Origin of the sequence: Desulfuromonas thiophila, from assembly GCF_900101955.1 — a bacterium.
In the GTDB taxonomy this organism is placed as follows: domain Bacteria; phylum Desulfobacterota; class Desulfuromonadia; order Desulfuromonadales; family Desulfuromonadaceae; genus Pseudodesulfuromonas; species Pseudodesulfuromonas thiophila.
This window is the reverse complement of record NZ_FNAQ01000001.1, coordinates 377,081-389,541: the sequence shown is the minus strand read 5'-3', so window position 1 is coordinate 389,541 and position 12,461 is coordinate 377,081. Positions and strand designations below refer to the sequence as shown.

Here is a 12,461-nt window from a genome sequence, read left to right as displayed (position 1 = left end):
GCCGCCACCGTGGCCAGGGCACGCCGGCTGGCTGCACGGTTACGGCGCGAAGGCCGCTGGCTCATCAATCTGCTGTTGCCCGCCTGTTGCCCGCTATGCCGCCGGCCGCTGCCCGAGCCGCTGCGTGACTTCTGCCCGGATTGCCAGCAACAGCTGTTGCTGCAACCCCGTAGTGCCTGTGTCTGTTGCGCTGAACCGCTGGCCAGCGCCAGCCAAACCCCTCACCGCTGCAGTCACTGTCTGATTGACCCGCCGGATTTTCTGTGGCTGCGCAGTGCAGGCCTTTACCGGGAACAATTGCGACAGGCCGTTATTGCGTTCAAATTTCACCACCAGATCGGCCTGGCCCGGCCGTTGGCCCGTTTGCTGCTGCACACCACCGCCAGCGACATTGCCGCCTTTGCTCCCACCGCCGTGATTGCCGTCCCCCTGCATCCCCAGCGCCTGCGCCAGCGCGGTTTTAATCCCGCGCTGCTGTTAGCCGTCGAACTGGCCAAAATCCTGCGACTGCCCCTGGAACGCCAAGCGCTGCAACGCAACCGTGCCACGGCGCCCCAGTCCGGCCTTGACCGCCGACAACGTCTTGGCAACCTTCGAAACGCTTTTCAGCTTACCAGCACCCTTCCCCCCCAGCACATCCTCTTGGTCGACGATGTGGCGACCACCACCGCCACCGTCCGCCACTGCTCTGCCTGCCTGGCCGCTGCAGGGCATCGGGTTGCCGTGGTCACCCTGGCGCGCGCCAGTCTGGCCGACGAACAGCCAATCTCTTACTGATATGGTATTTTTTGCTTGATTGCCCAATCTCAGGTGATAGGCTACGACCATCGTCCGCCTTGTCCGCCAACAGGGCACGAAGCGCCCATCTCAGGAGACCCTGCCATGCAGAATCCGACACGCGACCAATTCCAGCTTGAACAGGCCGTCCGCCAGGCCTTCCGCGAACGAACAGCCCGCCTGTTACGTCAGGAGGAACAACACCGCAACAGCCGCCAGTTGCTCTACGGCCCAGTGCCACCAGCGGCGTCAAGCAGGGACGACGAACCGACCGTCTGACCGCCAAACCTCCCCCCGCCCGAGCCGACGACTATCCCCTTGCCTGCCCCAGACGGCTGTGCTAGATAGATTTTTTCTGTCTGCAGCCCTCCCTGCAGCATCCGTTAGCCGTTAGCGTTGGCCGTCAGCGCGCCGGGGTACGCCCTGGCTTCCCGGCCACAAACGCTGCGCAGCTTTTTGAAGGAGTCATACACATGCATATCGAGGTTCTGCCCCTGTCCCAGCCGCGTCAGCCCCAGCAGGATGAAAGCAAGCTGGTGTTTGGCAAAAGTTTCACCAACCGCATGTTCACCCTGCGCTTTGATCGTGGCCAGGGCTGGCATACTCCGCGCATTGAGCCCTACGGACCGTTCAGCCTCGACCCGGCCGCACTGGTACTGCACTACGCCCAGGAAATCTTTGAGGGTCTCAAGGCCTTCCGCCGCAGCGATGGCAGCATTGCCCTGTTCCGGCCGCGCGACAACTTCGCCCGTTTCAACCGCAGTGCCGAACGTATGTGCATGCCGCAGCTCGATATCGATTTCTGCATGACCGCCCTGCGCCAGTTGCTGGAACTGGAAAAGGAGTGGGTCCCCCACAGCCATGGCACCAGCCTGTACATCCGCCCGACCATGATTGCCACCGAACCGGTACTGGGGGTAAAACCGGCGGATCAGTACCTGTTCTACATTATCCTGTCGCCGGTGGCGGCCTATTATAAAGGTGGCGTCAATCCGGTCCGCATCTGGGTATCGGACGACTACGTTCGTGTCGCCCCCGGCGGCACCGGCGAGGCCAAGACCGGCGGCAATTATGCCTCCAGCCTGTATGCCTCGGCCCTGGCGGCCCAGAAAGGCTACGATCAGGTTCTCTGGCTCGACGGCGTGCAACGCAAGTACATCGAAGAGGTCGGCAGCATGAACATCTGCTTTGTCTACGATGGCAAGGTCGTCACCTCACCGCTGACCGGCTCGATCCTTGATGGCATCACCCGCCGCTCGGTTCTGGCCCTGGTGCGGGACATGGGTTACGCCGTGGAGGAACGCGCCCTGAGTATCGATGAGGTGCTTGACGGCGCGGAAAATGGCCGGCTGCAGGAAGCCTTCGGCACCGGCACCGCGGCGGTGGTTTCGCCGGTGGGCGAGCTGACCTACAGGGACCGTACGGTTCGCCTCGGCCAGGGTCAGGCCGGCAAACTGACCATGGAACTTTACGACCGCCTGACCGGCATCCAGTACGGCCGCCTGCCGGACCTCCACAACTGGATCGAACTGCTCTGATCCCTCCTATCCGCCCCTCCGGGCAACGCAGCATCAGACAGCAGCAAGGCTCCCCACGGGGAGCCTTTTTTGTGTACACATTATGATCACGACAAGAATCACCAAACTGTCCCGCCCAAGTTTCAGGCGAACAAATCATCAAACATAATCCTTCAATTCCAACATTTTAAAAGATAATTTTACCAAACCAATATAAATGGCACGCTATCTGCTTTTTGAGTTCGACAACTCGAAACAGGAGGTCTGCCATGTGTCGTATCGGCGCGATCAAAAGCAAACACTACATCCACCCCTGCAAGGCACTGCAACTGATGCAGTCACAGCAGAAAGGTCACGACAACTCCGGCTTCGCCATGGTCATGCAGGATCTCGGCGGTCTGTTCGCCGGCTACAAGGATCTGCCAACCCTGTCGATGGCCTGCACCGACGAGGGCCTGAAGATTGCCGAAGACATCCTGCACGAAGCCGGCTTCCGCCGGGTGTTGCAATGGGTGCCGGAAACCTTCCCCAGCGATGATCTCGACATTATCGCCATGCCGAACTATGTGTTCGAAACCTTTTCCTACCCACGCAGCTACAACAAGGCCAGCACCCGCGAAAAAGAGGAACTGTTGCTCGACATGCGTCTGAAGATGCGCCGGGCACTGGAGCCCGACGAGCAGGGTTTTGTCTATTCCTTCTGGCCCGATGTCGCCACCCTCAAGGAAATCGGCGATCCCCGCGATATCGGCACCTTTTTCAATCTGTGGCAGGAGGATGGCAAGTTCACCGCCAAGGTCATCACCGCCCAGTGCCGCCAGAACACCAACTACGACATCGTGCGCTATGCGGCCCACCCTTTTTTCCTGCAGGGCTATACCGCACTGGCCAATGGGGAAAATACCTTCTATCAGAAAAACAAGGAGATCCAGGCCAAGCTGCACCGTGGCTACATCGGCTTTGAATCGGATTCGCAGTGCTTTCTCTACAGCCTGCACTATGTCCACCGCCAGCTGGGCTGGCCCCTGCCCTACTTCAAACATGTGATCACGCCACTGCCCTTCGACGACCTGCAGAAACGGCCCGACGCCCAGCAGTTGCTGACCATCCGCCAGTCACTCGCCAACCTGGAGATCAACGGTCCGAACACCATTATCGGCGTGCTGCCGGACAACACCCTGTTCACCTGCTGCGATGCCAAAAAGCTGCGGCCGGTGGTGGTGGGCCGTACCGACGACACCGTCGCCATCAGTTCGGAGGTCTGCGGCCTCAACGAGATTCTGCCCGAACGCGACTGGAGTACCGATCTGTATCCCCATGAACGCGAAATCGTCATGATCACGGACCAACTGGAGGTCGTCCAATGGAAACAGTAAAAATTCACGACACCACCCCCAACGACCTGCCCTGGAAGATTGTCTACGACGCCAGCCGCTGTACCCTGTGCGGCAGTTGTGTCGCCGCCTGCTCCTTCCGCGCCATTGAAGCCAAGGTGGAACGGCGCCGCACGGTATTTTCCACAGGGGATCAGCCTGATCCCCGCACCGGTTTTTCCGCCGTGCCCGTCATCAAGCAGGTCAACTCGCTGCAGAACTATTGCCGTGGCTGTGGCATCTGCGAAAAGGTCTGCCCCAACGACGCCATCCGCCCCGTCCGCAACCCGGACACGCGGCACCCCATTGTCACGCGCTGCACGGCCGGCGACGCCATCAAGCGCGGTGGCCGCAAAAACCTGACCGGCAGCCTGCGCACCCTTGACCAACTGCGGGTCGGTCGCATCTCCCAGATGACCGACCCCAGCCTTGATGCCCAGCGCCACAGTTTCGACATGCTGGCCCCCTTTGGCCGCATTCTGCCGGCCGGCGAGCTGCCATTACAGCTGAACGAACAGGGCCAGCTATTCAGTACCGGTCAGGCTCCACCAGTCAACTGGATCTATCCGGTGATCATCGGCGACATGTCCATCGGCGCCCTGTCCTGGCGCATGTGGGAAGGCATTGCCATGGCGGTGGCCTACCTGAACGAGGAATGCGGCCTGCCGGTGCGCATGAGCTCAGGCGAAGGCGGCGTGCCGGTGCGCCTGCTCAAGAGCCGCTTCCTCAAATATCTGATTCTGCAGATCGCCTCGGGGCATTTCGGCTGGAACCGCATTGTCAAGGCCATGCCACATATGCAGGAAGACCCCGCCGGCGTACTGATCAAGATCGGCCAGGGCGCCAAGCCCGGCGATGGTGGCCTGCTGCAGGCGCAAAAGGTGGCTGACCATATCATGGCCATCCGTGGCGTACCCAAGACCGATCTGCTCAGCCCACCCAACCATCAGGGACTCTACTCCATCGAAGAGAGCGTCCAGAAGATGTTTCTGTCGTTCAACGCCGCCTTCAAGTTCCGCGTGCCCGTTGCCATCAAGGTGGCGGCCTCGGCCACCAGCGTGTCGGTGTTCAACAACCTGGTGCGCGATCCCTACAACATTGTCGGCGGATTTTTTCTCGACGGTATTGATGGCGGCACCGCCGCTGCCCACGAGGTTTCCCTCGACCACACCGGTCATCCGGTGGTCAGCAAGCTGCGCGACTGCTATCTGGCCGCCGTGCAGCAGGGCCGCCAGGGTCAGATTCCGCTGTGGTGCGGCGGGGGCCTGGGTAAGACCGGCGATCTGGCAGCGGACGCCTTCAAGATGATCTGCCTTGGAGCCAACGGGGTCTTTACCGGCAAACTGATTTTGCAGATGGCCGGCTGCGTCGGCAACGATCAGGGCCGCTGCAATGCCTGCAATACCGGTCTGTGCCCAGCCGGCATCACCACCCAGAATCCGGCGCTGGTGCATCGTCTCGACCCGGAACGGGTAGCGGAAAACATCGTCAACTACTTTCTGGCCATGGATCAGGAATTCAAGAAGCTCATGGCGCCCATCGGCAATTCGTCACTGCCGGTCGGCCGCGCCGATGCGCTGGTGGCGGTGCATAAACCCGTCGCCGATCGCCTGCACATCCAGTACGTCTGCTAAGGAGATTCTTCATGGCTGCATTCATCAAAGGCTTCGACGAACAGAACCGGCGCATCTCGACGCAAAACCTGCTGCAACAGATCTATGCCGCACTGGAACGGGGTGAAACCGATTTTGAGGTTCTTGCCTCCGGCCATCACGACATCGGCGGTCCCCTGTGGACAGCCGATGGCCAGCCCCTGCGTTTTCATGTCAAGAACCCCGGTCAGCGCGTCGGCTCCTTCGGCCTTGACGGCACAGACATCGTCGTCGAAGGCTCCGCACCAGCCGATGCCGGTTGGCTCAACGCCGGCGCCACCCTGACCATCAAAGGCGACAGCGGCGATACCACTGGCCATTGTGCCGCCAGCGGCAAGATCTTCGTCGCCGGCCAGGTCGGGACGCGCAGCGGCTCACTGATGAAACACGACCCGGCCTTCGAACCGCCGGAGCTGTGGGTGCTGAAAAAAACCGGCTCCTTCTCCTTCGAATTCATGGGTGGCGGGATTGCCGTGGTCTGCGGCGTCAATTACGAACAGGCCGAGTCGGTCCTGGGCGATCGCGCCTGCATGGGCATGGTCGGCGGCACCGTCTACGTCCGCGGCCCGGTGGCCGGCCTGTCCGACGATGTCTGGCTGCTAGACCTGGATGCCGGCGATCAGGAGTTTGTGCTGCGCGGCCTGGCGGATTTTCTTGCCCGTGTCGATCGCGCCGAATTGCTGGCGCGCCTGAGCGACATGACCAGCTGGAAGAAGATCGTCGCCAAGACCTATGCCGAACGGCAGGCGCGCGGGCGCATCAGCCTGCGCGACTTCCGCCTCGGCAAATGGGTCGAGGGCGGCATCTTCGGTGATATCGTGCAGGACGATTACCGTCATGTGGCACAACTGGTCAACAGCGGCAGCGATCGACTGAAAATCCCCCACTGGCTGGAAAAACGCTATGCCGCGCCCTGCCAATCGGCCTGTCCGTCCTTCATCCCGACCCAGGACCGCCTGCGCCTGCTGCGCGAAGGCAAACAGGCCGAGGCGCTGCAACTGGTGCTGCAATATTCCCCTTTCCCTGCCAGCGTCTGCGGCATGGTCTGCCCCAACCTGTGCATGGATGCCTGCAGCCGCCGCTTCCTGGATGCCCCGGTATCGATGAAAGCGCTCGGCAAGCTCTCGCTTGACACGCCGGCGCCAGCCTGTGCTGCAACTACCAGCAAATCCGTCGCCATTATCGGCGGTGGCCCCGGCGGCCTGTCTGCCGCCTGGCAGCTCCGCCTGAAAGGCCACGCCGTGACGGTTTACGAAGCCGACAGCCAACTGGGCGGCAAGCTGTGGCAGGCCATCCCGCGTGAACGTCTGCCGGCCGAGATTCTGCAGACCGAAATCGACCGGCTGCTGGCCACCGGCATTGAAGCGCGGCTGAACCAGCGCATTGACCGCAGCACCTTTGAGACGCTGCGTCAGCAGCACGACGCCGTCGTCATTGCCTCGGGCGCTCATAATCCGGTGGTGATCCCCTTCCCCGGCCACGAGCGACTGATCAAAGGGCTGGACTTCCTTAAACAGCTCAACAGCGGCGTCAGAGCGACGCTGGGTGAAAAGGTGGTGGTGATCGGCGCCGGCAACGCCGGCATGGACGTGGTGCTGGGAGCCTATGCCTGTGGCGCCCGCCAGGTGACCGCCATCGACGTACAAAAACCGGCGGCTTACCAGAAAGAGATTGATCATGTGACTGCCCTGGGCGCGCAGATTCGCTGGCCTGTTTATACCGAGCGCATCAGTGAAAAAGGGCTTCACACCAAGGACGGCGAACTGCTTGAAGCCGACAGTGTCATTATCGCGATCGGCGAACGGCCTGATCTGTCCTTTGTCCCACCAGGCTGGCTGACGCCGCGCGGCATGATGAACGTCAATGCCTGCTATCAGGTAGAAGGCTGTGAAAATGTCTTTGCCATCGGCGACACCACCCGCCCCGGCCTGCTGACTGACGCCATCGGCCAGGGACACGAAGCGGCTGAAGCCTGTGATAGCTGGCTTAACGGCCTGGAGGTAGTCGCCCGCCCCAAACCTCAGATGATTCCCCAGCGACAATTAAGCAAGGAGCTGTTCCGGCCTGCCAACCGCAGCCGACTGCGGCAGGGACAAGATCCGCTGGCGGAAAGCACCCGCTGCATTTCCTGCGGCACCTGCCGCGACTGTTCACTTTGCCTCGAAGCTTGCCCGGAAGGCGCCATCGAACGCATCGAAAAAGCTGACGGCAGCTTTGAATACCGCAGTGATGACAACCTGTGCATCGGGTGCGGCATCTGTGCCGGCATCTGCCCCTGCGGTATCTGGACCATGGAACAAGCCGTTTAGTCCCGCATCCTTCCGTCTCAGACCACAGCCCACGTGTTTGATCACACGTGGGCTGTGCTTTTCACCAGCCGGCATCGCGATATTACGCAATCACAGCCGCCATTTCACCAGACCACCGGCCACCACACCAGACACTCAGCTGGGTTGAGGCCTTCGACTGACTCAATTTCAATCAGTTAGCGTACTGGCACACATTGTGTTATGCGAATATAAAAACGTTGCGTTTATGTGATTGGCGCCACGTCCCCCATCACCTTAAACCCTCCGGTCGTCGGAAACGCCTGCCGATCGGAGATTCGTTCGGGGAATCCCCATTCCCACCCGTTATCTCACCACAAGGAGGCAAAACCATGGTGAAAAAGACCCTGGCCCTGTTCCTCGCAGCCCTGCTGCTGGCACCGGCCACGCCCTTTGCGGCGCCCAGTACGGACGATCTGGCACGTCAGATCGACCAGCTGACCCAGCAGTTGGCCGCCCTGCAGGAACAACTCGAAGAGGTTCGTGAAAACACCGACTACAACAGCGATTCGGTGGAGCAACTTGAAAGCAGTGCCGCCAAATGGGATGAGCAAAGCCGTATCCGCTTTTCCGGCGATTATCGCTTTCGCATGGATTACAGCGATACCGACACCAAGGCCTACTGGGGCGCCGGAGCCATTGCGGGCGCCGTGCGCGACATGCAGACCGTCACCGGCTATGACGTCCAGTCAATTCTTGGCATGATGAATGGCTACAGCGCGGCCGAACGTAAAGGAATGATCGAAAACCTGCCGGCATCCCTGGCACAGATGGGACTGATGCAGATGGGTCTGATGCCTGGCACCGCCGAGTTCGGCGCCGCCTTCCCCTCAGCCCTGGCCGCGGTCAACGCCGCCGGTGTCGTCAACGGCTACAGCATGACGCCCAAGGATACCTACGAAAACGACATTCTCTACACCAACCGTTTCCGACTGGGCATCACTGCCGACATCTCGGACAATCTGGAGTTCAAAGGACGCCTGGCCATGTACAAGGCCTGGGGCATGCAGTCCAATCCGACGGATGTCGGTCCCTACATGATGAATCAGTTCTATGAAATGGACGGCGCCACCACCCGCCAGCCGGCTGACAGCGTCCTGCGTGTCGACCGCGCTTACATCAACTGGACCAATGTCGCCGGTCTGCCCATGTGGTTTTCCGTCGGCCGCCGCCCGACCACCGATGGCCCGCCGGCCCAGCTGCGCATGAACACCCCCGAGCGCATGGCCACGCCGGTCAATTTCATGGATTACGCTTTTGACGGTGCCACCCTCGGGGCCCTGTTCCAGAACCCGATTGACTTCATGGGCTACAGCAAGATCCGCTTCTGCTACGGTCGCGGTTTTGAAGCCGGTCCTACCGCCCAGGCCAACGAACTCGACGATATGGATTTTGGCGGCCTGAGCTGGGACATCATCAATAAGGGCGCCCGCTTCATGAACATCCAGTCCTTCATGGCGGCCAACATTGTCAACGTGCCCGATGGCGTCACCTTCACCAACCCGCTGGAGATGGCTCTGGGTACCGGCGACGGCACTCTGAACACCGCAAACCTGGGCGACATCTACCACACCTCCTTTGTCTACATGGACAAGTACACCGACCTCAATTATTTCCTTGCCGGCGGCTGGAGCCGTACCGATCCGGATGGTGTTGACGAGATGGGGTCCACTTTGTTAGGCTCCTGGTGGGAAAACCCAGGCAGCAAGGACGGCTATTGCATTTATGGCGGCGTCCGCTATGATCTGGACGATCTGGGCTTGAAATTCGGTCTTGAGTACAACTACGGTACCAAAAACTGGATTTCGATGACCCCGGCTCACGATGACATGACCCAGGCCAAACTGGCCACCCGCGGTCACGTCGGCGAGGTCTACCTGATCTGGGATCTACCTGTTGGCAATCTGTTGAGCGACAAGGCCATGGCATTCATGCGCCTGGGTTATCAGCATTACGAGTTTGAGTATACCGGCAGTGGCAACTGGCTGGGTGCCCCGGTGGACATCGACAAACTCAGCGACCCGCTCAACGCCCAGTTCTTCGCCCCGATCGACAAAATGGATCAGGTCTACCTGACGATGGAAGCCTGGTTCTAGAACAAAAGTTCGTTCTGGCCTAACAAGGCGGATTATCCCCACCACCCTAACAAAGGAGAAAGAACATGGCAAAAAAACTGATCGTCCTGATGGCAGCGGCAGCATTCCTTGGCGGCCTGAGCACTGCAGCTCTGGCAGCTGACGGCAAGGTAACCGCTGTTGACGGCGACCTGGTAACGGTTCAGGTTGACAAAAAAGATGCAAAAAAAATCAGCGAAGGCGATAGCGTGACCCTGAAGGTGAAAAAAGGCAAGGCTCCCAAGGCTGGCATGGATGCGCTGACCGGCTGCTGATCCGGGCCAACGCCCTCAAGGGCGCTCCAGATGAGAAGCCCCTGTCACCACGGCAGGGGCTTCTTTTCACGCAAACTGATAGGGAGGCACGATGAAAAAACTGACATGGATCGGGATTACCACCACGGCGCTATGCCTGACGGCGTCGCTGGCCTTTGCCTTGGGGGCCGGCGTCGGACGCGACGGCACCATCGTTGGCAAAAAGGGCAAGGCCAAATCCCTGCAGCAGCTGATTGACATGTATGATTCAACTGGCTGTATCGACTGCCACGAAGACGCACATAACGACTGGGCAGCCTCGCCTCACGCCCGCTCCATTTATGGTACGGGTCGTGCTGCCGCCACCATGATTACCGCCATGAAAAACGGCTTCATGTCCTGGGAATACTCAGGGGTCGAGAAAACCAAGGATATCAAGGTTGAGCACTGGATGGGCTGCATGAAGTGCCACCTGCCACAGTTGGCCGATGCCGAGGACAAGGTTGCCGTGGAATTGGCAGAAACTCTGCTGGAGTGGTATGACGCAGCGGTCGCAGCCGTCAAGGACCCAGAAAATAAAAAAGCGCTTGCGACGCGTGATAAGCACGAAAAAACCCTGACCAGCCTGAACATCAACTGCCTGGTGTGCCACAACCGCATGGCGATCACCCACAAATGGACCGATGGCTATCCACAGCATAATGTCGTCTACGGTCTCAATGACGGCGCTCATGACGATGAAAAATTCACAAAAATGAAGCGCAGCCTCATCATGGACGAGTCGATCTTCTGCGGACAATGCCATGGCATGGGTCCGAATCTGGAGCTTGAGAATCCGACCCAGTGTGCCACCGCCTATGGCAGCTATATGTGGGCCTACCGTGCCGATGGCGGCCAGGAGTCCTGCCAAGAATGCCATATGCACAAGAGTGGCCTGGGCCACAAGATTCTCAGCTACAGCGATCCGACCATGATCGATATGGCGCTGGATTTCAAGGTCCATGCCTATGCCTCTCAATGGCTTGACGGCAGTACCCTGCGTCCCAAGGCTGTGGTAAATGTCGAAATGGTGAACCGTTCCGGCCACGGCATCCCCGATGGCTGACCGACCCCCAACCGACTGGTTCTGTCGGTAAAAGCGACCACTGAAGAAGATGATGAACTGTTTGAGGAAGAAGTTATTTACATGCCGACCCCGCGCCTGATGGCCCGCGGGAACAACATGGGCCGTGGCCCCTATGAGAAGAGCTCTATTCTGGAAGACACCGGTCTGCATCCGGGCAAGAAGGTCGAAGAACGCTTTGACATCTTCTTCCCGGTTGAAGAAATTGAAACCGACGACGGTAAAACTGCTCAGGTTGCTGCCGAACGTGAAATGGACGTAACGGTACAGCTGTGGTACAAGCCCTTCGGTACCATGTCCGGTGCGGTTCTGTGGCGGGAGTGGCAGGAGATCATCAGTCTCGACAAGAAATCCAAGCCCACCACCTATCCATCAGGCAACCCGCAATAAGCGGCAGCCTGAAGCAGGAACCACAAAAAGCCCGGTCGCAGGACCGGGCTTTTTCTATGAAAGCAATCTCTCCCTCTGCCACAACACAGGATCAAACAGCCATGCATAACAAAACAGCGCAAGCACTGTCCGCCATCCAACGGCTGGCCGGCAAGGCCATCGGCGATTTCGCGCTGCTGCGCCCCGATGACCGCGTTCTGGTCGCCCTCTCCGGGGGCAAGGATTCCTGGACCCTGCTTGAGGTGCTGGTGCAGTTGCAGAAAAAGGCGCCCATTTGCTACCAGCTGCAGCCGGCCATTGTTGATCCGGGCTTCGGCGGATTCGATCACGCGGCGTTGCGGCAAAGTGTCGAACAACGTTACAACCTGCCGTTGCACATTATCGCGACAGAGCATGCAAACGTCATCCGTGAACATCTACGCCCAGGCAGTGCCTGTTGCGCCTTCTGTGCCCGCCTGCGCCGCGGCGCCCTATACGGTGCCGCCGACACGCTGGGCTGCAATGTCCTGGCCCTGGGCCATCATCGGGACGATGCCCTCGAAACCCTGCTGCTCAACCAGTTCTACAGCGGCAGCCTCAGTGCCATGAGCGCCAGCCTGCTAGCCGACAACGGCCGCCATCGCGTAATCCGGCCGCTGATCTATGTCCCTGAAGCACTGATTCAGCGCTGGATCAGCAGCAGCGGCCTCGTAACCCAAAGCTGTAACTGCCCCCAAGAAGCGCTGATCGATCAGAAACGCCAGGCCATGAAAACCCTGCTCGACCAGCTGGAGCAGGACATCCCGCAGGTACGCAACAGCCTGCTCAATGCCTTGGCCAATGTCCAGCCGCGCCACCTGCTCGATCGCAAGCTATGGCCAGCACCATCACAGACAGGGGATATCGAGACAGCCACAGGCGCTCAGTGACACAGCAGCAGCCAGTAGAAATAACA

General features: G+C 59.8%; 10 protein-coding genes. All 10 read left to right on the top strand.

What is annotated here, in order from left to right:
- The first annotated feature begins 9 nt into the window (after positions 1 to 9).
- The 10 genes from BLR80_RS01700 (at position 10) to BLR80_RS01655 (ending at position 12,435) form a co-directional block, all read left to right on the top strand.
- Positions 10 to 777: a ComF family protein gene (locus BLR80_RS01700; RefSeq protein ID WP_092075608.1), complete on the top strand. Its 768-nt coding sequence runs from the start codon at positions 10 to 12 to the stop codon at positions 775 to 777.
- A gap of 105 nt (positions 778 to 882) precedes the next feature.
- Positions 883 to 1,056: a hypothetical protein gene (locus BLR80_RS12860; RefSeq protein WP_171906273.1), complete on the top strand. Its 174-nt coding sequence runs from the start codon at positions 883 to 885 to the stop codon at positions 1,054 to 1,056.
- Positions 1,057 to 1,250: 194 nt separating this feature from the next.
- Positions 1,251 to 2,315, top strand: coding sequence for a branched-chain amino acid aminotransferase (locus tag BLR80_RS01695; protein ID WP_092075606.1), 1,065 nt, complete (start codon positions 1,251 to 1,253; stop codon positions 2,313 to 2,315).
- Positions 2,316 to 2,563: 248 nt separating this feature from the next.
- Positions 2,564 to 3,670, top strand: coding sequence for a class II glutamine amidotransferase (locus tag BLR80_RS01690; RefSeq protein ID WP_092075604.1), 1,107 nt, complete (start codon positions 2,564 to 2,566; stop codon positions 3,668 to 3,670).
- A complete protein-coding gene (locus BLR80_RS01685; RefSeq protein ID WP_092075602.1) occupies positions 3,658 to 5,301 on the top strand; it encodes a glutamate synthase-related protein in 1,644 nt (547 codons plus the stop codon). Before BLR80_RS01690 ends, BLR80_RS01685 begins: the two co-directional genes overlap by 13 nt.
- A gap of 11 nt (positions 5,302 to 5,312) precedes the next feature.
- Positions 5,313 to 7,628, top strand: coding sequence for an FAD-dependent oxidoreductase (locus tag BLR80_RS01680; protein WP_092075600.1), 2,316 nt, complete (start codon positions 5,313 to 5,315; stop codon positions 7,626 to 7,628).
- A 350-nt stretch (positions 7,629 to 7,978) separates the two neighbouring features.
- Positions 7,979 to 9,742 carry a DUF3373 family protein gene (locus BLR80_RS01675; RefSeq protein ID WP_092075598.1) on the top strand — a complete coding sequence of 588 codons (1,764 nt, stop codon included), beginning with the start codon at positions 7,979 to 7,981 and terminating at the stop codon, positions 9,740 to 9,742.
- Between the two features lie 65 nt (positions 9,743 to 9,807).
- The gene (gene extJ / locus BLR80_RS01670; RefSeq protein ID WP_092075596.1) at positions 9,808 to 10,035 is read left to right on the top strand and encodes a selenite/tellurite reduction operon protein ExtJ; all 228 of its coding nucleotides are present in this window, start codon (positions 9,808 to 9,810) and stop codon (positions 10,033 to 10,035) included.
- Between the two features lie 91 nt (positions 10,036 to 10,126).
- Positions 10,127 to 11,527, top strand: coding sequence for a multiheme c-type cytochrome (seleno)protein ExtKL (gene extKL, locus BLR80_RS01665; protein WP_248595824.1), 1,401 nt, complete (start codon positions 10,127 to 10,129; stop codon positions 11,525 to 11,527).
- Positions 11,528 to 11,628: 101 nt separating this feature from the next.
- Complete coding sequence (locus tag BLR80_RS01655; protein WP_092075590.1) at positions 11,629 to 12,435, top strand: PP-loop family protein; 807 nt, start codon at positions 11,629 to 11,631, stop codon at positions 12,433 to 12,435.
- Positions 12,436 to 12,461: the final 26 nt, after the last annotated feature.

Excerpts from the sequence above, each read along its gene's own strand:
- BLR80_RS12860 (WP_171906273.1), top strand. The coding sequence starts at position 883 with ATGCAGAATCCGACACGCGACCAATTCCAGCTTGAACAGGCCGTCCGC.
- BLR80_RS01695 (WP_092075606.1), top strand. The coding sequence starts at position 1,251 with ATGCATATCGAGGTTCTGCCCCTGTCCCAGCCGCGTCAGCCCCAGCAG.
- BLR80_RS01690 (WP_092075604.1), top strand. The coding sequence starts at position 2,564 with ATGTGTCGTATCGGCGCGATCAAAAGCAAACACTACATCCACCCCTGC.
- BLR80_RS01685 (WP_092075602.1), top strand. The coding sequence starts at position 3,658 with ATGGAAACAGTAAAAATTCACGACACCACCCCCAACGACCTGCCCTGG.
- BLR80_RS01680 (WP_092075600.1), top strand. The coding sequence starts at position 5,313 with ATGGCTGCATTCATCAAAGGCTTCGACGAACAGAACCGGCGCATCTCG.
- BLR80_RS01675 (WP_092075598.1), top strand. The coding sequence starts at position 7,979 with ATGGTGAAAAAGACCCTGGCCCTGTTCCTCGCAGCCCTGCTGCTGGCA.
- extJ (WP_092075596.1), top strand. The coding sequence starts at position 9,808 with ATGGCAAAAAAACTGATCGTCCTGATGGCAGCGGCAGCATTCCTTGGC.
- BLR80_RS01655 (WP_092075590.1), top strand. The coding sequence starts at position 11,629 with ATGCATAACAAAACAGCGCAAGCACTGTCCGCCATCCAACGGCTGGCC.